The organism is Pseudomonas sp. FG86, from assembly GCF_057808775.1.
The window spans coordinates 82,529-104,446 of the sequence record NZ_JBMDIS010000007.1; the positions used below are offsets into that span (position 1 = coordinate 82,529).

The 21,918-nt window shown below is 60.4% G+C and carries 18 protein-coding genes and 1 pseudogene; 8 read left to right on the forward strand and 11 right to left on the reverse strand.

Annotation, left to right across the window (positions count from 1 at the left end; all coding sequences use genetic code 11):
- Positions 1 to 48 precede the first annotated feature (48 nt).
- The gene (locus ACODSV_RS06985; RefSeq protein WP_024076444.1) at positions 49 to 1,047 is read left to right on the forward strand and encodes a helix-turn-helix domain-containing protein; all 999 of its coding nucleotides are present in this window, start codon (positions 49 to 51) and stop codon (positions 1,045 to 1,047) included.
- 86 nt (positions 1,048 to 1,133) lie between these two features.
- Here the strand turns inward: ACODSV_RS06985 and ACODSV_RS06990 are convergent, their stop codons facing one another.
- From ACODSV_RS06990 to ACODSV_RS07005, 4 genes are all read right to left on the reverse strand, one after another.
- Positions 1,134 to 1,835 carry an MlaA family lipoprotein gene (locus tag ACODSV_RS06990; protein WP_024076445.1) on the reverse strand — a complete coding sequence of 234 codons (702 nt, stop codon included), beginning with the start codon at positions 1,833 to 1,835 and terminating at the stop codon, positions 1,134 to 1,136.
- Between the two features lie 100 nt (positions 1,836 to 1,935).
- Complete coding sequence (locus tag ACODSV_RS06995) at positions 1,936 to 3,330, reverse strand: efflux transporter outer membrane subunit (protein ID WP_024076446.1); 1,395 nt, start codon at positions 3,328 to 3,330, stop codon at positions 1,936 to 1,938.
- The gene (locus tag ACODSV_RS07000) at positions 3,327 to 6,461 is read right to left on the reverse strand and encodes an efflux RND transporter permease subunit (RefSeq protein WP_150055390.1); all 3,135 of its coding nucleotides are present in this window, start codon (positions 6,459 to 6,461) and stop codon (positions 3,327 to 3,329) included. The genes ACODSV_RS06995 and ACODSV_RS07000 overlap by 4 nt, the downstream gene beginning before the upstream one ends.
- A 2-nt stretch (positions 6,462 to 6,463) precedes the next feature.
- Positions 6,464 to 7,648: an efflux RND transporter periplasmic adaptor subunit gene (locus ACODSV_RS07005; RefSeq protein WP_024076448.1), complete on the reverse strand. Its 1,185-nt coding sequence runs from the start codon at positions 7,646 to 7,648 to the stop codon at positions 6,464 to 6,466.
- 143 nt (positions 7,649 to 7,791) lie between these two features.
- Between ACODSV_RS07005 and baeS the strand changes: the two genes are divergently transcribed.
- Positions 7,792 to 9,177, forward strand: a complete 1,386-nt coding sequence (gene baeS, locus ACODSV_RS07010) for a sensor histidine kinase efflux regulator BaeS (protein WP_150055391.1) — start codon at positions 7,792 to 7,794, stop codon at positions 9,175 to 9,177.
- A gap of 3 nt (positions 9,178 to 9,180) precedes the next feature.
- Positions 9,181 to 9,864 carry a response regulator gene (locus ACODSV_RS07015; RefSeq protein ID WP_024076450.1) on the forward strand — a complete coding sequence of 228 codons (684 nt, stop codon included), beginning with the start codon at positions 9,181 to 9,183 and terminating at the stop codon, positions 9,862 to 9,864.
- Here the strand turns inward: ACODSV_RS07015 and ACODSV_RS07020 are convergent.
- The 5 genes from ACODSV_RS07020 to ACODSV_RS07040 all read right to left on the reverse strand — a co-directional run bounded on the left by ACODSV_RS07020 (position 9,846) and on the right by ACODSV_RS07040 (position 14,239).
- Positions 9,846 to 10,115, reverse strand: a complete 270-nt coding sequence (locus ACODSV_RS07020; protein WP_150055392.1) for a hypothetical protein — start codon at positions 10,113 to 10,115, stop codon at positions 9,846 to 9,848. The two genes, ACODSV_RS07015 and ACODSV_RS07020, sit on opposite strands and share 19 nt — an antisense overlap.
- 28 nt (positions 10,116 to 10,143) lie before the next feature.
- Entirely contained in the window at positions 10,144 to 11,043 is a 900-nt protein-coding gene (locus ACODSV_RS07025; protein ID WP_150055393.1) for a LysR family transcriptional regulator, read from the reverse strand.
- A 206-nt stretch (positions 11,044 to 11,249) separates the two neighbouring features.
- Positions 11,250 to 12,392, reverse strand: a complete 1,143-nt coding sequence (locus ACODSV_RS07030) for an FAD binding domain-containing protein (protein WP_069076662.1) — start codon at positions 12,390 to 12,392, stop codon at positions 11,250 to 11,252.
- A 52-nt stretch (positions 12,393 to 12,444) separates the two neighbouring features.
- The gene (locus ACODSV_RS07035; RefSeq protein ID WP_024076454.1) at positions 12,445 to 13,557 is read right to left on the reverse strand and encodes an alkene reductase; all 1,113 of its coding nucleotides are present in this window, start codon (positions 13,555 to 13,557) and stop codon (positions 12,445 to 12,447) included.
- A gap of 37 nt (positions 13,558 to 13,594) precedes the next feature.
- Positions 13,595 to 14,239, reverse strand: a complete 645-nt coding sequence (locus ACODSV_RS07040) for a DsbA family oxidoreductase (protein ID WP_024076455.1) — start codon at positions 14,237 to 14,239, stop codon at positions 13,595 to 13,597.
- A 350-nt stretch (positions 14,240 to 14,589) separates the two neighbouring features.
- Between ACODSV_RS07040 and ACODSV_RS07045 the strand changes: the two genes are divergently transcribed.
- The 3 genes from ACODSV_RS07045 to ACODSV_RS07055 are packed head-to-tail and all read left to right on the forward strand — an operon-like array spanning position 14,590 to position 18,577.
- Positions 14,590 to 15,864, forward strand: coding sequence for a c-type cytochrome (locus tag ACODSV_RS07045; RefSeq protein ID WP_102623992.1), 1,275 nt, complete (start codon positions 14,590 to 14,592; stop codon positions 15,862 to 15,864).
- Positions 15,861 to 16,325 (forward strand): (2Fe-2S)-binding protein, encoded by a 465-nt coding sequence (locus ACODSV_RS07050; protein ID WP_150055394.1) that lies wholly within the window; start codon positions 15,861 to 15,863, stop codon positions 16,323 to 16,325. Before ACODSV_RS07045 ends, ACODSV_RS07050 begins: the two co-directional genes overlap by 4 nt.
- A complete protein-coding gene (locus ACODSV_RS07055; RefSeq protein WP_150055395.1) occupies positions 16,322 to 18,577 on the forward strand; it encodes a xanthine dehydrogenase family protein molybdopterin-binding subunit in 2,256 nt (751 codons plus the stop codon). The genes ACODSV_RS07050 and ACODSV_RS07055 overlap by 4 nt, the downstream gene beginning before the upstream one ends.
- 237 nt (positions 18,578 to 18,814) lie before the next feature.
- Here the strand turns inward: ACODSV_RS07055 and ACODSV_RS07060 are convergent, their stop codons facing one another.
- Both ACODSV_RS07060 and ACODSV_RS07065 read right to left on the reverse strand, forming a co-directional pair.
- Positions 18,815 to 19,747, reverse strand: a complete 933-nt coding sequence (locus ACODSV_RS07060; RefSeq protein WP_102623990.1) for a LysR family transcriptional regulator — start codon at positions 19,745 to 19,747, stop codon at positions 18,815 to 18,817.
- 13 nt (positions 19,748 to 19,760) lie between these two features.
- On the reverse strand, positions 19,761 to 20,993 hold the full coding sequence (locus ACODSV_RS07065) for an MFS transporter (protein ID WP_150055396.1): 1,233 nt from the start codon (positions 20,991 to 20,993) through the stop codon (positions 19,761 to 19,763).
- A gap of 240 nt (positions 20,994 to 21,233) precedes the next feature.
- On the opposite strand from ACODSV_RS07065, the pseudogene ACODSV_RS07070 reads away from it, so the two are divergent.
- Both ACODSV_RS07070 and ACODSV_RS07075 read left to right on the forward strand, forming a co-directional pair.
- A pseudogene (locus tag ACODSV_RS07070) lies at positions 21,234 to 21,485 on the forward strand (integrase); the annotation flags it as partial.
- Between the two features lie 283 nt (positions 21,486 to 21,768).
- The gene (locus ACODSV_RS07075; RefSeq protein ID WP_190300994.1) at positions 21,769 to 21,918 is read left to right on the forward strand and encodes a hypothetical protein; all 150 of its coding nucleotides are present in this window, start codon (positions 21,769 to 21,771) and stop codon (positions 21,916 to 21,918) included.

Sequence of the window (21,918 nt, forward strand, 5' to 3'; positions counted from 1 at the left end):
TCCAGCCCTGCCCCGTCTGCCCAAAACAAAAAACAAAAGGCGAAACCAATGAATAATCTAGCCTGTGTGTCCACCGAACAGGTCATGCGCTCCGATCGGCTGATGAAGTGGAAAGAATTCATGAGCGATCATCTGGGCCGCACGCCGGAGTATATAAAGCGCCTGGAATCCACCCACATCGACCCGCTGCACAACGGTAATTTCCAGGGGCGACTGGAATACGGCGACCTGGGCCAGTTGCGTTTCTGCCGCATGACCGCCAGTGCCCATCGCTATTCACGTCACCTGAGCCAGGCGCTCGATGTGCTCGACACCCCGCGTATGCTGATATTGCAAATCGCCGGTGTCAGTCACTTCGAGCAAGGCCAGAAAAGCAGCGCCGTCGCGCCGGACGAGATGCTCCTGGTCGACTGCGGCAAACCCTTCAGCGTCACCAGTACCCAGGGCTGCGAGCACTTTATCCTGCTGTTCCAGGGGGCTGCCGGGCAACTGACCCAGACCGGCGACATGCACTTGAGCGGCCGCAACGGGCTGGGGCGCATGCTGATGCACTTGATCAGCGACGCCTACCACCAATACCCCTTGCTCAACAGCCAGTCGGCGGGGCTGATCGGCGACAGTATCGCCGGGCTGCTGAACAATGCGCTGAAGAACAAGCAAGATGAAAAGCAGCTCGACCATGACTTCCGCTTCTTCAAGCAGAACCGCCTCAAGGCCTACATTGAGCGCCACCTGGCCGACCGCGACCTGAGCATCGAACGCATTGCCAACGCCGAGCAGTGTTCGGTGCGCAGTTTGCATCGGGCATTCCAGGACGAACTGGGGTGCAGCGTCAGCGAGTACATCTGGCAGCGTCGGTTGTCCCGCTGCGCCGAAGACCTGCGCAACCACGAGCAGGCCCATCGCTCCCTCACCGAAATAGCCTACGCCTGGGGTTATGGCAGCAGCTCGCACTTCAGCCGGCACTTCAAGTCGACATTCGGCATGTCGCCCCGGCTGTTTCGTGAGACCGCCAGCGACGCCCGCGCCAACTCCACCGCGGCGTAACCCCAGGCACCGCCCATCCACACCGAGGTCAGGGTGGACGGGCCAGGCAACGCATGCAGGTCACCTCGTGTAGGTCGTCACACGGCTCAAAAGTCATCCTTGACGTTTGCGCCCTGGATCTTGAACGCTCGGTTTTGCAGATAAACACTGCGGATAAAGTTGTATTTGTCGCCAGTGATGAGCTTTTCAGATTTCAGGTATTGGGCACGCCCGTCGATCATACTCACGCCGTACAGGCTATTGCGCGTCGGAACGTCGCCGATGTAACGGACCGGGTTGGCGTAGGCATCGGGCAGGATCGCGGGTGCATCGCGAAGCGTGCTTGGCCCCAGGAATGGCAGTACCAGGTAAGGGCCGCTGTTGACGCCCCAGTGCCCCAGGGTTTGGCCAAAGTCTTGGTCACTGCGTTGCAGCCCCATCGGCGTCGCGACGTCGATCATCCCCACCAGGCCCAGCGTGCTGTTGAGCAAAAAGCGACTGGTATCCACGCCGGCACTGTGAAATTTGGCTTGAAGTACATTGTTAGCCAGGTTTTTCACCTCCCCCAGATTGTTGAAGACGTTATGAATACCGTCCTGGACCCTACGGGGGGTGATGAATTGATAGCCTTGGGCGAGCGGTTTGAGTGCATACGTATCCAACGTGTCATTGAATGCAAAGATCGATCGGTTGAACCCCTCCCATGGGTCCTCGTCGGAATCCGCACGGCACAGCGGTGACAGCGTGATGAAGCAGGCGCAGGCCAGTGCCTGGGCGCGACGGCTTAAGGTGAAACGAAAGGCACGCATGTTTGTTCCCCAATGAATGAAGTCACCCGATTTGATCCACGCAAGCCGTTCCATCGCTGCGGTTATGTGTGTATTCGGCAGAGTCTTTTCGCCTGGGCCTTCAGTTCCAGCCGCCGCCTAACACTTTGTAGAGCGTGATGCGGTTGCTCTGCTCGGTCAGGCGCAGGGTGATCAGGTCTTGCTGTGCGCTGTAGAGGGAGCGTTGCGCATCCAGGGCTTCGAGGTAGCTTTTCGACCCGCCACGATAGAGGGCATCGGAGAGTTCGAAGCTTTTGCGGCTGGCGTCGGTCAGCGCCTGTTGCGCGGCGATCCGGCGATCCAGGGTGCTGCGCACCGCCAGCGCGTCGGCCACTTCACGGAACGCGGTCTGCAGGGTTTGCTGGTAGGTCTGCACCTGGATATCACGTTCGACCTTGGCCGAGTCCAGGGTCGCGCGGTTACTGCCCGCGTCAAAAATCGGCACGCTGATGCTCGGGGCAAAGGTCCAGGCACCGCTGCCGGATTTGAACAGGCCGGCCAACGCCGCGCTGGAGGAGCCGGCATTGGCGGTCAGGCTGATGCTGGGGTAAAACGCCGCGCGCGCCGCACCGATATCGATATTGGCGGACTTGAGGGTGTGTTCGGCCGACAGCACATCCGGGCGTTGTTGCAGCAGGCTGGAAGGCAGGCCCGCGGGTATCTGCACCAGCACGGCCGCTGACTCCAAGTGCGTGCCCGGCAACAGGGCCTCGGGCACGTCACTGCCGACCAACAGGCGCAAGGCATTGCGGTCCTGCAGAATCTGGCTCTCGTAGGACGCCACATCGCCCCGCGCCGACTCGACCGTGGTCTGGGCTTGGGCCACGGACAGCGCGGAGGAGCCGCCCAGGGCATAGCTGCGCTGGGTCAGGTCGTAGGTGGCCAACTGGCTGGTCAGGGTTTCCTGGGCCAGCAGCAGCCGTTCGTTGTCGGCCGCCAGGGTCAGCCAGGCGGTGGCCACTTCGGCCACCAGGCTGATTTGCGTGCTGCGCCGGGTTTCCGTCAGCGCCAGGTAGTCTTCCAGGGCCTCGTCCCGAAGGTTGCGTACCCGGCCAAACACGTCCAGTTCATAGCTGCTCAGCCCCAATTGCGCGCTGTAATCGTGAGTGGTGGCCGCCGTGCCGGTATTGGACAACGACCCCGGCGTACGGCTATGGGTGCCGCTGACGCTCGCATCAAGGGTGGGAAACAGGTCCGCGCGCTTGATGCGGTACTGCGCCTGGGCCTTCTCCACGTTCAGGTTGGCCAGGCGCAAGTCGCGGTTATTGGCCAGCGCCAACGCCTGCAACTGCGCCAGGCGGCTGTCGGTGAAGAACTGCTGCCATTTGACGTCGGCGCCCACCTGCCCTTTCGGCAGGCTGGCCGCCGGCAGCCATTGCCCGGAGACGGGCGCTTCAGGCCGCTCATACTGGGGCGCCAGGTTGACGCAGCCGCCCAGGACCATGGCGGCCAGCAAAGGCCAATGTGACTTGATCATGCATCACCTGTCGGGGCAGATTGACGAGCACTGCGCTCGCGGCCGAAACGGCGGCGGATCAGCACAAAAAACAGCGGTACAAAGAAGATCCCCAGCACCGTGGCGCTGAACATCCCGCCCAGTACGCCGGTACCGATGGCCTGACGTCCGGCGGAGCCTGCGCCGGTACTCAAGGCCAGCGGCAACACGCCGAACATGAAGGCCAGGGACGTCATCAGGATCGGCCGCAGGCGCTGGCGCACCGCGATCAGCGTCGCGTCGATCAGGCTGTTGCCCTGCTCTTGCAGGTGCTTGGCGAACTCAACGATCAGGATCGCGTTTTTCGCCGCCAGGCCCACGGTGGTCAACAGCCCCACCTGGAAATACACGTCGTTGCTCAACCCCGCGACGCGGGTCGCCAACACGGCGCCAATCACCCCCAGGGGCACCACCAGAATCACCGAGAACGGCACCGACCAACTCTCGTAGAGTGCGGCCAGGCACAGGAACACAAACAATACGGAGAGGGCATAGAGCAGCGGGGCCTGGGAGCCGGATAGCCGCAACTGATAGGACTGCCCGGTCCATTCGTAGCCGATGCCCTGGGGCAATTGCCGGACAATGGCTTCCACCGCGTCCATCGCGTCGCCGGAGCTCCCCCCTGGCGCGGGGTCACCGACGATTTCCAGGGAGGCGTTACCGTTGTAGCGTTCCAGCAAGGGTGAGCCGTAACTCCAGCTGCTGCTGGCAAACGATGAGAACGGCACCATTTCATTGTTGCTGTTGCGCACGAACCAATGATCAAGGTCCGCGGCCTGCATGCGTGCGGATGCCTGGCCCTGTACGTAGACTTTTTTCACCCGGCCCTGGTTGAGAAAGTCATTCACATAAGTACCGCCCAACGCCGTCGACAAGGTGGTGTTGATGTCGCTGGTACTCAGGCTCAGGGCACCGGCCTTGCGGTCGTCGATGCTGACCTTGAGCTGCGGCGCATCGTCCAGTCCGTTGCTGCGAACCCCGAGCAAACGTGGATCCTTTCTGGCCAGCTCAAGAAACTGTTCGCGGGCCGCCACCAGCGCATCGTGCCCCAGGCCAGCGAGGTCCTTGAGTTGCAGGTCGAACCCCGAGCTTTGGCCCAGGCCGCGTACCGTCGGCGGTTGCATGACGAACGCGTCGGCATCCCCGATGCTGGCCAGTGCCAGGGTCGCCCGTTGGGCAATGGCCGCCGCCCCCTGGCCGGGCCCACCGCGTTCGTCCCAGTCCTTGAGGCGGATAAACGCGCGCGCGGTGTTCTGGCTGTTCCCCCCCATGCCCAGCCCGCTGATGCTGATCATCGCTTCGACTTCGGGCTGTTTGAGGATGTAGTCCTCGAACTGCTTGATCACCGCCTGGGTGCGGCTGTCCGTCGCGCCGACCGGCAACTGGATCTGTGCCAGGAGGATCCCTTGGTCTTCGTCCGGCAGAAACGACGTGGCCAGGCTCATGTAGCCCACCGCCATGACCACCAGCACCCCGCCATAGAGCAGCAGGCTGCGCACCCAACGCCGCAACACCACACCCACCCAACGCTCGTAAGCGGCGCTGGCACGTTCAAAGGTGCGGTTGAACCCGCCGAAGAACCCGCGCTGGGCCGCATGCCCCTGGCCATCGTGGGTTTTGAGCAACGAAGCGCACAGCGCGGGGGTCAGCGTCATCGCCACCAACACCGAGAGAACCATGGCCGAGACAATGGTCACCGAAAACTGCCGATAGATAATCCCGGTGGAACCGCCGAAAAACGCCATGGGGATAAACACCGCGCTCAGCACCAGCGTGATGCCGACCAGTGCGCCGCTGATTTCGCGCATCGATTGACGCGTGGCCGCCACAGGCGATAGCCCCTCCCCCATCAGCCGCTCTACGTTTTCCACCACCACAATGGCGTCGTCCACCAGCAAGCCAATCGCCAGGACCATGGCAAACATCGTCAAGGTGTTGATCGAATAGCCAAACATCGCCAACACGCCGAACGTGCCCAGCAACACCACCGGCACGGTAATCGCCGGGATCAGCGTCGCGCGCAGGTTTTGCAGGAACAGGAACATGATCAACACCACCAGCACGATGGCCTCGCCCAAGGCCTTGACCACTTCCTCGATGGACAGGCTGACAAACGGCGTGGTGTCGTAGGCAATCACGTTTTTAAGCTGCATTTCAGTCGGGTAGAACGGCTCCATCTCCTTGAGCTTGGCCTTGACCGCCTTGCCGACGTTCAGCGCATTCGCGCCTGCCGCCAGTTGCACCCCCATGGCCGCCGCGGGCTTGCCGTTGAGGGCGGTGCTGATGTCGTAGCTTTCGCTGCCCAGTTCCAGGGTCGCGATATCGCCCAGCAACACCACGGCACCGTCGCTGCTGGACTTGACCACCACATCACGGAACGCTTCGACGGTCTGCAGTTTGCTGCGGGCGCTGATCGTGGCGTTCAACTGCTGCCCCTTGATCGCCGGCAATGCCCCCAGTTGCCCGGCGGAGACTTCGGTGTTCTGCGCCTCCAGGGCACTGCTGACGTCCGAAGGCATCAGCGCGTACTTTTCCAACAGGGCCGGGTCCAGCCAGATACGCATGGCATAGCCTGCCCCCAATGTCTGCACATCGCCGACCCCGTCTATGCGGCTGATGGAGTCCAGCAAGGTGGTGGAAATGTAGTCGCCGATCTGGGTGCCGGTCACGCTGGGGTCATCCGATGCCAGGGCGACAATCATCAGGAAGTCCGAGCCGCCCTTGGTCACGGTCAGGCCTTCGCTTTGTACCGATTGCGGCAGTCTCGACTCGGCTTGTTGCAGCTTGTTCTGTACCTGCATTTGGGCGACATCCGGGTCGGTGCCGGCGGTGAACGTCAAACTGATGCTGGCACTGCCCGCCGAACTGCTGGTGGCCGACATGTAGGTCAGGTTATCCAGGCCTTTCATCTGCTGTTCGATGACCTGGGTCACCGAGTCTTCCACGGTCTTGGCCGAGGCCCCGGTGTAGGTCGCGGAAATCTTCACCGTGGGTGGCGCGATGTCCGGGTATTGCTCCAACGGCAACTGGCTGATGGAGAGGCTGCCACCGAGCATGATCACGATGGCGATGACCCAGGCGAAAATCGGTCGATCAATAAAAAAGTGCGCCACGCTTAACCCTCCTTCACAGGGGTGGGTGGCGTGGCCGCTTGCGCGCTGGCGTCCTGCGCCTGGACTGCGGCACCGGCACGGACTTTTTGTCCGCCTTCGACAATCAACTGGTCACCCGCCTTGAGGCCTGCCGTGACCCACCATTGATTGCCCACCGCGCGATCAATGCTCAGCTGACGTTGTTCCACCTTGCCGTCGACCACCAGTAGCGCCGTGGTCACACCGCTGGCGCTGCGGGTCACTGCTTTTTGCGGAACCAGAATGGCCTGGTCATTGCGGGCCTGCTCCAGCACCGCGCGGACATACATGCCCGGTAGCAGCAGGTGGTCTGGATTGGCGAACTCCGCGCGCAGGGTGACGGTGCCCGTCCCCTCGTTGACACTGACGCCGCTGACCTTGAGCCGCCCTTGCTGGTTGTAAGTGCTGCCATCGTCCAGCTTCAGGCTGACCCGCGCCTGGCCGTCACCGTTGGACTGCAACACGCCGCTGGCCAGGTCCCGCTTGAGCCGCAGCAATTGCGTGGTCGATTGGGTAACGTCCACATAGATCGGATCGAGTTGCTGCACCGTGGTCAATGCACTGTCCTGATTGGCCACCACCAGCGCGCCAGGGGTCACGGTGGACGTTTCGATGCGCCCGCTGACCGGCGAGGTAATACGTGTGTACGCCAGGTTGATCCGGGCAGTTTCGACTTCCGCCTCGGCGACTTGCACATCGGCGGCAGCCGTCAGCAAGGTCGCCTGGGCGTCCTCGTTATCCTGCTGGCTGATGGCATTGATCTTCACCAGTTCCGCGTCGCGCCTGGCGGTGCTCTGCGCCGATTTAAGCGTGGCGCGAGCCTTGGCCAGGCTCGCCTGGGACTGCGCCAGCGCGGCGGTATAGGACGCCGCATCCAATTGGTACAGGGCCTGCCCGACCTTGACATCCGCGCCCTCGACAAACAGTCGCCGCTGGACGATGCCGCCCACCTGCGGACGGATCTGCGCCACCATGAACGCCTGGGTGCGCCCCGCCAACTCAGTGGTCAGCACCTGGCTCTGGGGCTTTATGCTGATCACCGAGACTTTGGGGGTGACCGCTTCAGGCGCCGGCTCGCCACCGGAGCAGCCACCCAACATGACCAGAATGATCAACGACAGGAAAACCGCGGCGGTTACCAGGAATTTGGCGATTATTTTCGTGGACATAGCTGCCTCTGCAAGACGGAATGGCTTGAGTCAGCGCCATCCTGCGAGGCAAATGTGCAGGAAAATTGAAGATTGCCCGACCGGGTTGAATCTTTCCGTCGCCAGGGCCTAAATGGTCCATCCATTCTTAACGGCCCACCTGCATGAAGTTGAGTATCTCCACCAAGCTGTTTATCGCGGTACTGGCCGGTGTGCTGCTGGTCATCCTGAGCATGGGCTTGGCGACGAGCTGGAGTTTTGGGCGCGGCTTTCTCGGGTATCTCAATGAGCAGGCGCTGGACCGCATGGCACCCGTGCTGCCACGCCTGGCCAGTGCCTATGCGCGTGAGGGGAATTGGGAGTTCCTGCGCAACCAGCCGGACCGCTGGTTTGACATTATGCGGCCCGAACTCGGCGAAGATCCGGCGAAGAACGACTTGCGTACCCCCATGGCCTCGGACCTGACGGGCGCGCTGTTTCGCATTGCATTGCTGGATAAACACAAAAAACGCGTGAACGGCTACCCGGATATCGGCAACGACGCCTTGTTGCGCCCGATCGTGGTGGCCGATGAAACCGTCGGCTGGCTGGCCGTGACCCCGTTCCAGAGCGTGACCGAGGCCGGCGGCGAACGGTTCCAGCAATACCAGTTACGCACCAGCCTGGTGATGGGCGCCTTTTCGCTGCTACTGGCGATGCTGATTGCCTGGTGGATCGCCCGCACGTTGTTAGAGCCGGTCAAACGGGTGGCCGCAGCGACCCATCGCCTGGCCAGCGGCGACTACAGCGGCCGCGTGGCGGTGGCCTCCAATGACGAAGTGGGCCAATTGGCCCGGGACTTCAATCAGCTCGCCTATACCCTGGAGCGCAATGAACAGATGCGTCGTGAGTTCATGGCCGATGTGTCCCACGAATTGCGTACCCCGCTGTCGGTGTTGCGCGGCGAGCTGGAGGCCATCGAGGATGGCGTGCGCACCCTGGACCCAGGCTCGATGAAGTCCTTGCAAGGTGAGGTCGGCATGCTCAGCAAGTTGGTGGATGATCTGTATGAACTGTCCCTGGCGGATGTGGGCGCACTGACCTATCGCAAGAGCGCTTGCGCACTGGAGCCGCTGCTGCGCAACAGTGTGGCGATGTTCCAGGAGCGCTTGCACGCCCAGCACCTGCGCATCGAACTGGACTTGCCATCCCAGCCCCTGGAACTGCTGGCCGACGCCAATCGCTTGCAGCAATTGTTTTCCAACCTGCTGGAAAACGCCGTGCGCTACACCGACCCGCAGGGGCTCATACGCATCCGCGCCGGCCTGGATCGCACCCACGTGTGCATTGACGTTCTAGACTCCGGCCCAGGCGTTTCAGCCGAACAACTGCCGCGCCTGTTCGAGCGTTTCTATCGCGGTGAATCGTCGCGCAACCGCGCCAGTGGCGGGGCCGGCCTGGGGCTGGCGATTTGTCACAGCATCGCCCTCGCCCACGGCGGCAGCCTCAGCGCCGCTCACTCCCCCCTCGGCGGTCTTTGGCTGACCCTGCGCCTGCCACGGAATACCTGACTCATGAGCGACGAAAGCCCGATCCTGATCGTCGAAGACGAACCGAAGCTGGCCGCACTGATGCGCGATTACCTGGTCGCCGCGGGCTACCCGACGCGGTGCCTGGACAACGGCTTGCAGGTGGTGCCGAGCGTGCGCGCCCAGGCACCGCGCCTGATCTTGCTCGACCTGATGCTACCCGGGCGCGACGGTATGCAAGTGTGCCAGGACCTGCGCGGGTTCAGCGCCGTACCGATCATCATGATCACCGCCCGAGTCGAAGAGGTGGACCGCCTGCAGGGCCTGGACCTGGGCGCCGACGACTACATCTGCAAGCCGTTCAGCCCGCGCGAGGTGGTAGCGCGAGTCAAGGCTATCCTGCGTCGCGGCCCGCAACTGCTGACCAGCACACCGCCGCGCCTGCTGATCGACGAAGCGCAATACCGTGCGTCACTCGACGGTATCGAACTGGACCTCACGCCGCTGGAACTGCGCTTGCTCAGCACCTTTGCACGTTCCGCCGGGCGGGTGTTTTCCCGTGACCAACTGCTCGACAACATCTACTCCGACCACCGTGTGGTCACCGACCGCACGGTGGACAGCCATATCCGTAACCTGCGGCGTAAGCTGGAGCAGGCATGCCCTGGGGAAACGCCCATCGAGTCGTTGTATGGGGTGGGTTATCGGTTTCAGCTTTCCGGGGGCTGAGGTTTTGTCGAGGCCAAGACCCGCCTCACCTGGACATCGTCCGCGAGGCTGTTATCAGACTTGATCGCACACAAATTGCCCGCGTGGTGGTGGTTGAGGTGCAAATAGTCCAGTACTGCTTCAAAAGTGCCTTTCGGGATCACAAGCGTTGTATCACCCACGGCAACCTTGACCCGATCAAGCGTCACACTATCAATAATGAACTCAGAACGTCGCGACGGCGTTTGAAGCGTTCCCAAGTCACCCAGCATTGCGTCTTGCCTGATGCACGAGACGCGCTTAGGGCGTGATTATTTCCTGAAGAAACGCTATGAATACATTGATGCGACTGGAGCCACGATGGTTGGGCAGATACAGCGCATTGATGCAGGTGCTTGCACTGCCTGGGTTGACCTCATATTGCTCCAACACCCGCGTCAGCCGACCTGCACTGACATCCTCACGTACCAGCCAATCGGCCAACAGCGTCACCCCGCCACCGGCCAAGGCAGCCTCGCGCAGAATGTCGGCATTGTTGCTTTGCAGCCGTCCCTGCACATTCAAGCGGATGAGGTCCTCATCCCCCTGGAATGTCCATTGGTGGTGGCCCATGCGGTAATCGAAACGTAAGCACTGGTGCTCCAGCAAGTCGCAAGGGTGTCGGGGCAGTCCGGTTCGTGCCAGGTATTCGGGACTCGCCACAACCCAGCGCTGGAACTCGCCCAACTGCCTGCTGATGATGTCGTCACTGACAACCGATGAACCAAGACGTACTGACACATCAATTTGTTCGCTGAGCAGGTCACTGATCTCGTCGCTCAGCAAGAGACTGATTTCCAGACCGGGATGGCGTTCAAGCAGCCGCCCCAAGTGCGGGGCGATGATTCGCCGGCCGAACTCCACCGGGACACTGACCCGCAGACGCCCCTGAGCTTCGCTGCCACGATCGGCAACGACGGCATCCGCTTCATCGATGGCCTCCAGGATCGCCACGGCCTTATCGAAATAGTGCTGCCCCGCCACAGTGACGCTCGTATTGCGCGTGGTGCGGTTGAGCAGGCTGGCGCCCAACTCACTTTCCAGCCCCGCGACCTGCCGCGTCACCGACGACGTGGAGATGCCGAGCTTACGCGCTGCAGATGAGTACCCCCCACAGCGTACCGTTTCGACAAACATTTTCAGCGCAAGCAACTTGTCCATGAACGGACTCCGAAATCGAAAGGTAAAGGTGGCGACTGTGCATGACCAGGCAATGGGAATCTTGCATGGCTGTGCTCAATGGCCTGATTAAAGAGGCCTGCGACCCTACAATTGATCGGATGACAATCAAAAAACGACAAATAACCGATTGATCAATAGAGTGGCATCCTGGGGCAGGTACAGGTTGGCCGGTGTGAACCGCACCATCAGGCTTGCGCGATGCCCATGATCCGATTGCCCATATTCACTCCCCAATCTGCCATGCGCTTGCCTTCTGCAAGTTGCTGTCGCTGCCAGGCCAGCAGTGCATGATCGAGGTCGCCGCTGTCATCGATTGTTTGCGCCAGGGACAGTGCATTGCGGGCGGCCTTGGCCGTGCTTCCGGCGGTATGAGGACGCGGCACAAAAGCGGCATCCCCCGTCAACAGCACACGGCCAAACACCATTTGCGGGACGTTGAGATCAAGGATCGCCTGCACAAAAATATCCTTGGTCTGGCGAATCAGTTCCCGAAAAGCCGGGTTCGCCTGCCGCTCACCCATTTCCCGAATGTAAGCATCCTGCCCCGTGGCCAAGGCCCCGGGTGGAATGGAGTGACTACGCCGATGGCCATTGCGGTCAGTGAGCACAGCGTCCAGTTCCGGCCCTTGTGCAGCTTTCAAATACCACAGCCAATTGAACCGACGCTCGCCAGGATTAACGGAGCCATTCACGCCCGGGACCATGTATTCCAGCATCAGCGATTCAGGGTCCTGTTGAAAAACAAAGTCCTCGTAAAGCTGCGTTTTGGCGAAGTCTGGAAGTTGCTCTTCATCGACCAGCCCACGCCACACCACATACCCCGAATAAGTAGGTACCGCTCCAGGCAGCACCATGCTTCGTACGGTTGAACCCGCGCCATCGGCACCAATCAGCAGGTCACCCTCTGCACTGCCGCCATCTGCAAAAGTCGCAGTCACCCTGTGCTCATTCTGGGTCAGATCCACCAACGTCTTGCCACGGTGATAATGCTCGGCAGGAAACGCAGAAAATAATGCGCTGTATAGCGTATTCCATGACGTCTGAGTTTGCGGCATCGGCTCTTTATGCACGATGCTACCGACTCGATCCAGATAGAGACGATCATGGGACCGGACGCCGAGCGCACCTGCCGGATGAATGCCCGCATAGCGAAAATGGTGCAGGACATCCGCCTGCAGAACGATGCCCCCGCCACGACTGTCCATCGCCGCAGGGGATCGCTCGTAAATATCGACCTGCCAACCAATCGCGCGTAACGCCGTGGCGGCGAACAGCCCTCCCAGGGAACCACCAATGACCAAGGCCTTCGGAACACCTGAACGCTTCATTACCTTTCTCCTCGTTGCCGGGTGATTTCCCCGGCTGCGGTTTAGCGTTGCGTTATGCCAACACCGGATAGTCGATGTACCCCTTGGCGTCGCCGCCAAAAAAGCTGTTGCCGTCAGCCACGTTGAGTTCGTTACGGCCGCGCAAGCGAGCCGGTAAGTCGGGGTTGGCAATGAACGGGCGACCAAACGCGATGAGGTCCGCACGCCCCTGCGCAATGGCCTGTTCGGCCGTTTCGCCGGAGTAGCCTCCCGCCAACATCAGAACGCCGTGGAAGTCATTACGCAGTTGCTTGATGATCGCGTCCCAGCGTGGGTCGTTACTTTCATCGAGCACTGTGCCAACCATCATCGGTTCTACCAGGTGCAGGTACGCGAGATTCCAGTGATTGAGCCGGGATGCGATGTAGCCAAAGGTTTGTTCCGGGGTGTCATCGCCCATCCCCATGAAACGTCCCATCGGTGTCAGGCGGACAGCTACGCGTTCGGCGCCTACTTGCGCGGTCACGGCGTCCACGACTTCAAGCAGCAACCGGGCACGGTTTTCGATACTTCCACCGTAGCGATCACTCCGCTGATTGCTGGCGCTGTTGATGAATTGGTCGAGCAGGTAACCATTGCCGGCGTGAATTTCCACACCGTCCATACCCGCCAGGATCGCGTTGCGAGCGGCCTTGCGGAAGTCGGCAACGATCGCTTCGATCCCGGGAATGTCCAGCGCTTGAGGGACAGGTACATCACCCCATACGCCCTCGCCCTCTTCATTGAGGATGAAGGTCTTGCCGGGCACCGGTTGCGCGGTCGGCGCCACCGGCAAGCCGCCGCCAGGCTGGAACACCGGGTGCGACACTCGCCCCACATGCCAGAGCTGCAGGAAAATGCGCCCGCCTTCTGCGTGCACGGCCTCGCTGACCGCCTTCCAGCCCTGGATCTGCTCGTCGCTATGGATGCCGGGGGTCCAGGCGTAACCCTGGCCCTGCTGCGAAATCTGCGTAGCCTCGGTAATGATCAATGCGGCACTGGCACGCTGACGGTAGTACTCGACGTTCATCGATGTCGGTACGTTGCCCGGTTGCCCCGCCCGCGAACGAGTCAGAGGCGCCATGGCGACGCGGTGCTTGAGGGTGAGTTGGCCAAGTTTGATCGGGCTGAACAAGTGATGAGTCATGATGATTTCCTGAATGAATAGGGATTGGAAAAACGCCTTAAGCGGCTTCGCTTCGTTTCAGTATCCGGGTCATTATTTCGACGGGCTGGGCGCCACTGATCACGTCATCTGCGATCTGAATGCTGGGCACCGAGCGCACACCGGATGCCTTGGTTTGGGCTTCGAGCTTCAAGACTTCAGCCGTGCCTTCATCGGACTTGAGAAAGTCGACAATGACCGCTCGGTCCTGCCCGGTTTCGGCGGCGATGTCGGCCAGTATCGTGAGGTCGCCGATATCCCGCCCCTCGCCGAAGTACGCCTTGAAAATGGCCTTGACCAGCGTCGACGCGTCTCGACCCGCCTGTTGCTCGCGCCATACCAACCGATGCGCGGCCAGGGTGTTGGGCGTTTTTTTGACTCGCTCGTAATCGAACTCAAGCCCGACCGCCTTACCGGCGTGGGTGACCTGTGCGTCCATCGCCTGGCTACGTGCCCAACTGCCGAATTTGCCAGAGCGATAGACTTTGCGATCCATGCCTTGAACGGGCATGTCAGGGTTCAACTGATAAGGCAGGAAGCCGATGGGTCGGTCCGTTGATAAACCCGAAGCAGCCAGAGCGCGTTCGAGATGTTCCTCACCGATCCAGCACCATGGGCAGATGAAGTCGTAAGTCACTTGAATTGTGGATGAGTGCAAACTCATGACGGTCTCCGTGGTTGAGTGTTTCACCCCCCCAAGGTAGGGGCCGGAGCGCCGCCAGAGAATCCGTCGGTTGCACAACGTAGCTTTTCGCAAAACGCAACGATGTGCCGATCACGCCTTCGGCGCGCCACGGTCCTTGAGCGCCTGTCTTTGGGCAGGGGCGCACGCTGCGCGAGTTAGCGGTTGTTGATTCGGTCACCGTTGCGCCTGGCGCAATGTAGCGTTGCGCCTTGATGGGGTACTCCATCACAAGCACCCTCTCTAAGCTCACGTCATGGAAAATCGCCGTACGCCCATCGCACGCGGCGGATTGAAAAATCTGTCGTTAATTCAGCTCGAGAGGTAAGGCGATGAAGCGCAAAACGATCATCGGTGTCGTTCTGGCGATCGGCGTCGTGGGGTTAGGGTTTGCGTTCTGGATGATGTGGAGGCCGGAAATTGCCACGGTCAGCCAGCCCCTGAAGGCCGATCGCGAAACCCTGGACAGAGGCCGCCGCGTCGTCGAAGCCGGAGACTGTGCGGTCTGTCACACACGGCCAGGAGGCGCCTACATGGCCGGCGGTTTGCCGCTGGTAACGCCTTTCGGAACCCTCTTCACCACCAACATTACCCCGGACCCGGAGTCCGGTATCGGAAAGTGGTCGCTGGACGCCTTTGAACGGGCCATGCGTGAAGGCATCGCGCGTGACGGCCATTTCCTCTATCCGGCGTTCCCCTACGTGCATTATCGAAAGATGAGCGACGCCGATATCGCCGACGCCTATGCCTACCTGATGAGCGTGGACCCGATCACATACACCGCGCCGCAGAACCACATGGTCTTCCCCATGAACTTCCGTCCGCTGGTGTCCTTCTGGAACCTGTTGTTCCTGCATGGAGATCCGCTGGAGCCACTTCCCAACCAGTCAGCACAATGGAACCGCGGACGCTACCTGGTCGAGGGAGCGGGACATTGTTCATCCTGCCATTCGCCCCTGAATCTGATTGGCGGGGAAAAAAGCAGCGAGCGGTTCAACGGTGGTGTCGTCGACGGCTGGACTGCCCCTGCCCTGCGCGGAATGACCGAGGCGCAACACCCCTGGAACGAAGCCCAGTTGGTCGCCTATCTGACGGGCGAGGTCGCCGAAGGACACGGCGCAGCAGCGGGCCCGATGTTGCCGGTCAGTCTGAGCATCGCGCAATTGCCGACGGAAGATGCCCATGCCATCGCGCAGTACATTCTCGACCTCAAGAAAACCTCATCGGATGCCCCATCGCCGCCCTGCACTTCTGGGGTCAAGCCCAGCGCCAGAGCACTTATGGGCGCCTCATTGTTCGACGGCGCCTGCGCGAGTTGCCACGGCGGCGCGGCGCCGATGCGTGTCATTGAATCTCGGCCGGCGCTGGCGAACACCTCGGCGGTGATGGCGGACTCGCCACGCAATTTGATCCAGACCATCCTGCAGGGCATCCCCATGTCCAGCGCCGCTTCCAGCCACTACATGCCTGCCTTCGCCCCTAGCCTGGACGACACCCATGTGGCCGCACTTGCCGAGTACTTGCGCAACCAAAGTTGCGCGAACCGTCCCTGGACGGATCTCGACAAGACCATCAAAAGCATTCGGGCTCAGGAGCAGCAACCGTGATCACACTCGATATCAACGGCAAGACTCACGAACTGGACATCGCGGACGACATGCCCTTGCTGTATGCCTTGCGCAATCAAGTGGGGCTCAACGGCGCCAAATACGGCTGCGGTCTGGGTCAATGTGGCGCCTGCACGGTGCTAGTGAACGACAAACCGGTGTTTTCCTGCCTGACGCCCTGCGGCGCGCTGGCGGGCAAATCGGTGCGCACGGTCGAGAGCCTCGGCAGCGCTGACCAACCGGGTGCCTTGCAGAAAGCCTTTATCGAGGAACAGGCGGCCCAGTGCGGCTATTGCATCGCCGGAATGATCGTCCGCGCACAGGCGCTATTGGAAGCCAACCCCCATCCGGACGATGAAACGATCCGTCGCCACATGGCAGCCAACTTGTGCCGCTGCGGCACCCATGTGCGAATCCTCGCCGCTATCAAGTCGGTCATCGCGCAAGGGGGCAAGGTATGAAAACCTCAACGCAAAAAGTCGATCTGAGCCGCCGCGCCTTCATGATAAATGGCGCATTGGTGATGGGGTTCGCACTGCTCCCGGCTATTCCTCGCGCCTTCGCCGACACTGAAGTAGACACCTTGGGGACAGAGATCCTCGCCCCCGACCTGCCGGGCAGCCTGCGCGCCACTCCTCACCTGGACGCCTGGATCCGCATTGATGCGAAAGATGGCATCACCGTCTACACCGGCAAAGTGGAACTGGGCACTGGCGTCAAAACTGCGCTCCTGCAGATCGCCGCCGAGCGGCTGGAAGTGCCGCCCACGCTCATCCGTTTTCTCACCGCCGACACCGCACTGACCCCCAATGAAGGGTATACCGCCGGCAGCCATACGATCGTCGACAGCGGCACCGCGCTGTTCAACGCCGCGGCCCAGGTGCGTCAATTGTTGCTCGAGTCCGCGGCACGGCAATGGCATCTCAACGTCGACAGCCTGACCACGCGGAACGCGGTGATCTACGATGCGCAAGGCCGCAGCATGACCTACGCACAAGCCGTGGCAGGGGTCCAACTGCATCGTTTTGCATCGGCCAACTCGCCCTTCAAGCCAGCCAGCCGTTTCACCCTGATCGGCCAATCACTGCCTCGATTGGACATCCCGGCCAAAGTCAGCGGCGGTGCAGCCTATGTGCAGGACATGCGCCTGCCCGATATGCTGCATGCCCGCGTGATACGGCCACCCCGGCGCGGCAGTCAGCTTCTGGAGATTGACGAGGCCGCCCTCGGGAAACTGCCCGGTGAGGTGAAACTGATCCGCAACGGCAGCTACCTTGCCGTGGTCGCCACCGATGAATGGCTGGCGGTCAAAGCAATGCGCGAGGGCTATGCCACGGCCCGCTGGACAGCAGGTAACCCGCTGCCCGACTCGACACACATCCATCAACTCCTCACCGAATTGCCGGCGCGACGCTACCCGGTGAGTGCCAAGGGTGACCTCCCGCAACCGGTGCCGCGCGCCTACAAGGCCCGGGTGACCAAGCAATACCTGATGCACGGCTCCATCGGCCCCTCCTGCGCAGTGGCCTGGTTCAAGGATGGCACACTGACCGTGTGGACCCACTCTCAAGGTGTCTATCCATTGCGCGCGGGTATCGCCGAGATGGTCGGCCTGCCGGTGGCTCAGGTGCGGTGCATCCACGCTGAAGGCTCCGGTTGCTATGGCCACAACGGCGCCGATGACGCCGCCGCCGACGCCGCGCTGATCGCCATGGCCATTCCCGGCAAGCCGATACGGGTGCAATGGATGCGCGAACAGGAAAATCTCTGGGAGCCCTACAGCTCGGCCATGCTTGCCGAAGTGGAAGCAGGACTGGACGACAGCGGGCGGCTTCGCGACTGGACATACGAACTCTGGAGTACGCCGCACAACGAACGTATCGTCAACGCCGGGCGCCTGTTGCCGGCGTGGCTGTTGGCCAATCCCTTCACCCCGGCACCGTCGGTACCGATCGCTCAGCCCGAAGGCGACGGCGACCGCAATGCCGTTCCGTTGTATGAGATCCCCAACCTGAAGGTCGATCTTAACTTTGTACTGACCATGCCATTCAGGACCTCGGCCATGCGTTCGCTCGGTGCCCATATCAACATCTTCGCCATCGAGAGCACCGTCGATGAACTGGCGGCCAGGGCCACCGTCGACCCGGTACAATTTCGCCTGAATCACTTGAGCGATCCGCGAGCACGGGCGGTGGTGGAACGCGTGGCCGCTGAGTTCCGCTGGCCGCAAAAAGCAACGGGCCCCGGCAGCGGAATCGGCTTTGCCTTTGCCCGCTACAAAAACATCATGGGTTACTGCGCAATCGCCGTGCAGTTGCATGTGCAGCGCCAGACTGGACAGGTGACGATTGATCGCGTTGTCGCCGCCGTCGACGTGGGGCAAATTGTCAGCCCCGACGGGCTGCTCAATCAGATCCAGGGTGGCATCGTGCAGTCCGCCAGTTGGACGCTCTATGAGCGAATCCTCTATGACGCCAGCGGCATGCACAGTTTCGACTGGAGCGGCTATCCGATCATGCGTTTTCCGGATTTGCCGCAACAGGTCGAGGTCCACCTGATTGATCAGCCGGATCAGCCATTTCTTGGTGCGGCGGAAATCGTCCAGGGCCCCATGGCCGCAGCACTGGGCAATGCCATCAACGATGCCACCGGCAAGCGCTTGCTCGATCTGCCGCTGGCGCGACGTGGCTGGCAGGAGGCGCTGGAGTCATGACCGATCCGGGCGGTGTCGACTTTATGCCCTTCGGCCACAAGTCAGCCAGCCGATGCCGGCGAAACGTCTGAATCGGTAGCCAGGCGCACGCTCATGAGCGCCTGGCGCTCATGCAGCAACCCGTTAACGCGAACACGAGGAATCCCACTGATACACCTCGTCGTACACGCGGTCTATCCGTGCCTCTTTGCTGGGGAAATATCGATAGAGTTTTGCAGGCGCTTAAGCATTTCAAGGCTATCTCCTGACAGCATCGTTCGAAAACGAGCCTTCAGGCCCTAGCAATTCGCTGATGAAATCGATAAACGCATTGACGCGCTTGGAGCCACGATGATTGGGAAGATACAGCGCGGAAATGGCCGAACTGGCATCGTTCGGATTGATAACGAAAGACTCGAACAATGAAGTCAAATCACCGCTGCCAATATCGTCGTTGACGAGCCAGTCAGGTAACAGAGCCACTCCACCGCCCGCCAACGCAACCTCACGCAAAACCTCGGCATTGTTGCTTTTGAAGCGGCCCTCAATCGGTACTCGAGTCTCCTCACCTTCCTTTAAGAAAGTCCACACCTGTTGCTTTGGGCCGTAACTGAAACGCAGGCACTCGTGCTGCATGAGGTCCATGGGATGTTCAGGAAAGCCATGTGCATTCAGGTACTCGGCACTGGCCACCACCCGGCGCTTGAAATGACCGACTGGACGACTGACGACACCATCCATGGCGGCTGCCGATCCCAATCGAATCGCCAGATCGACGCGCTCCCCCAGTAATTCAACGATGTCATCGGAGAGCGTCATGTCCAACACAAGTTGAGGGTATCGCTTCAACAGCGAGGCAATATGAGGTGCAATCAGACGACGCCCCAGCGCTACGGGCACGGAAATACGAAGATGGCCCGCAGGGAGTTCCCCGCGGTCACTGACCGAGGCATCCGCCTCGGCGACAGCATTCAGCACTTCCCGCGCTTTCAAGTAGTAGGCGGCCCCGGCATCTGACAATGAGATTTGACGCGTGGATCGATTAAGCAAGACAGCGCCCAGTTCCGCCTCAAGCCCATCGATCATCCGAGTCACAGAAGACGTCGCCAGGCCTAACTGTCGAGCGGCAGAAGAAAAGCCCTTCGAATCCACAGCCTGGACGAACATCTTCAATGCGAGCAGCTTGTCCATGACACTCCTTGACTCACCCGTTGTTCATATTGAGCATTGTGCCAGTTCGGGTCCGACGAGAAACCACCGAGAAGACGACTAGAGCTACCAGCGACAATGCGCTTCCCACCGCAGCAATCGCCAGCCAGCCGGCATGTTCATAAAGCAAACTGGCTACCGAAGAACCGATTGCACCCCCAATAAAGATACTGATCATGTACAACGCATTCAGACGGCCTCTGTTGGCAGTGCCCAATGCATAGACAGCTCGCTGGCCAAGCACCATGTTCATTTGCACTGCAAAATCCAGCGCTATCCCGGTGACGGCCAACCCAATCACACCGTAAAAGGGATTGATGAAGGCCGGAAGGAAACTCAATACACCCAGCACCATGGCCACCTGCGACGCTCGTCGAGTATGGCCTGCATCGGCAAGACGGCCACTGATAGGTGCGGCAATGGCACCGATGGCGCCAACCAGAGAGAAAATCGCAATCTGACTTTGCGTGAGGCCGAACTCACGACTCAATATCAATGGCACAGCGGTCCAGAACAAACTGAACGCCGCAAACATCAGCCCCTGATAGAGCGCGCGCTGACGCAGCACGGGCTCGCGGCAAAACAGTTGGCCAAGGGACATCAGCAATTGGCCGTAAGACGCACGATGGGTCGGTTGCCATTTAGGCAGGGTCATGCCAATCACGATGGCGATAACGAGCATCAAGGCGGCGGCCCCGACAAACACCACCCGCCAGCCCAAATGATCGGCAACCAGGCTCGACAGAGGCCGCGCCAGCAGAATCCCTAGCAGCAAGCCCCCCATAATCCCGCCAACCACCCGACCGCGAGACTCTTCCGATGCCAGATGTGCCGCCAACGGAATAAGCATCTGCACGGAGACTGAGCTGAAACCGATGAGTGCCGACACCACTAGAAATACACTCGGCTGCTTGGATAAACCGGCGGCGACCAGGCTGAAGATCGTAATCACGATCGTCGCGATCATCAGCCGACGGTTTTCTAGCAGGTCCGCCAAGGGCACCAGGAAAAACAATCCGAGCGCATAACCAATCTGGGTCAGCGAAACGATGAAACTCGCGCTCCCACTCGACATGCCGATATCCGGGGCGATCAAGCTAATAATCGGTTGTGCGTAATAGATGTTGGCCACGATGGCACCGCAACAAAAAGCAAACAGAAGCACCAGCCCCTTTGTCATTGATGCTTTTTGTATCGTCGCTGCTGTATCACGTGTAGAAAGGCCCATGCCATAGACTCCTGAGGTTCGACAGCGGTGACCTTCCAACGAAGGTCACTCGCATTCATGTTTGCCAGGCCAACAACATAGGCGGCAGTGCACCTCGAGAGAATATGGCCGGGACGCAACGTCGCGTTGCGTCGTGCGCAAGAGATGCCCGGGCTGAGTCGATAACAGCAACTGCACACCTCAGGTTTGGACGCCATCAGAGCGCCCTATTGATATGTCCAAATTCATTAGGCCAGCTCATATCTGGCGCGAGCGCTCAAGGCGGTCAGCGAGGCGGCGAGCAGCTACGCGGGATGGAAGGAAGAGGAGATGCCAGGCTTCCACGAAGTGCGAGCTCTGTCGCTGCACCTGTAAGAGAAAGCCGGAAAGGATGGGCAAAAGATCACTGGTCATGCGAGCGAGGGCATGACCAAAAACCACCAGCGGGACCACGATGAAATCATCTGGGCAGAAGCAATCCCGGACCTGAATATCAGTGAAATCACCGGGTAGTTTTGCGCTGATTTTGCGCAGGCACAAAAAAGCCGATCTGTTAGATCGGCTCAATTGTCTGATTTTACTCAGGAATAATGGTCGGGACGGAGTGATTCGAACACTCGACCCCTAGCACCCCATCTCCTTTTTCATACGTCTTGAAAGCTTCCAAAGTTTTACTCTGGATTTTTCCAAGCGAGTATTTACTTGAGCTCCAGCGGTGTTCTGCTCTACGAGACTCCAGTAACGTCCATCAAGAGCCGGCGTTTTTGTGGGGGTAAAAGTAGGGGGAGTCCATTTCATGGCCAAAATTACCATCAAAGAACTCGAGTCGCTGACCGCCAATGATGCCGGCCGAATCCTCAGAGAGGATGGCAATCTGGCCGGTCGAATCTCAGTTCGGTGGGAAGACAACGGGGGTTTCCTTCATAGGTTCATGGTCGAGGATTGA

Bases quoted from the DNA above. Each gene is read 5' to 3' on its own strand.
- ACODSV_RS07045 (WP_102623992.1), top strand. From the start codon at position 14,590: ATGAAGCGCAAAACGATCATCGGTGTCGTTCTGGCGATCGGCGTCGTG.
- ACODSV_RS06990 (WP_024076445.1), bottom strand. From the start codon at position 1,835: ATGCGTGCCTTTCGTTTCACCTTAAGCCGTCGCGCCCAGGCACTGGCC.
- ACODSV_RS06985 (WP_024076444.1), top strand. From the start codon at position 49: ATGAATAATCTAGCCTGTGTGTCCACCGAACAGGTCATGCGCTCCGAT.
- ACODSV_RS07065 (WP_150055396.1), bottom strand. From the start codon at position 20,993: ATGGGCCTTTCTACACGTGATACAGCAGCGACGATACAAAAAGCATCA.
- ACODSV_RS06995 (WP_024076446.1), bottom strand. From the start codon at position 3,330: ATGATCAAGTCACATTGGCCTTTGCTGGCCGCCATGGTCCTGGGCGGC.
- baeS (WP_150055391.1), top strand. From the start codon at position 7,792: ATGAAGTTGAGTATCTCCACCAAGCTGTTTATCGCGGTACTGGCCGGT.
- ACODSV_RS07005 (WP_024076448.1), bottom strand. From the start codon at position 7,648: ATGTCCACGAAAATAATCGCCAAATTCCTGGTAACCGCCGCGGTTTTC.
- ACODSV_RS07015 (WP_024076450.1), top strand. From the start codon at position 9,181: ATGAGCGACGAAAGCCCGATCCTGATCGTCGAAGACGAACCGAAGCTG.
- ACODSV_RS07035 (WP_024076454.1), bottom strand. From the start codon at position 13,557: ATGACTCATCACTTGTTCAGCCCGATCAAACTTGGCCAACTCACCCTC.
- ACODSV_RS07055 (WP_150055395.1), top strand. From the start codon at position 16,322: ATGAAAACCTCAACGCAAAAAGTCGATCTGAGCCGCCGCGCCTTCATG.
- ACODSV_RS07025 (WP_150055393.1), bottom strand. From the start codon at position 11,043: ATGGACAAGTTGCTTGCGCTGAAAATGTTTGTCGAAACGGTACGCTGT.
- ACODSV_RS07075 (WP_190300994.1), top strand. From the start codon at position 21,769: ATGGCCAAAATTACCATCAAAGAACTCGAGTCGCTGACCGCCAATGAT.
- ACODSV_RS07030 (WP_069076662.1), bottom strand. From the start codon at position 12,392: ATGAAGCGTTCAGGTGTTCCGAAGGCCTTGGTCATTGGTGGTTCCCTG.
- ACODSV_RS07060 (WP_102623990.1), bottom strand. From the start codon at position 19,747: ATGGACAAGCTGCTCGCATTGAAGATGTTCGTCCAGGCTGTGGATTCG.
- ACODSV_RS07040 (WP_024076455.1), bottom strand. From the start codon at position 14,239: ATGAGTTTGCACTCATCCACAATTCAAGTGACTTACGACTTCATCTGC.
- ACODSV_RS07020 (WP_150055392.1), bottom strand. From the start codon at position 10,115: ATGCTGGGTGACTTGGGAACGCTTCAAACGCCGTCGCGACGTTCTGAG.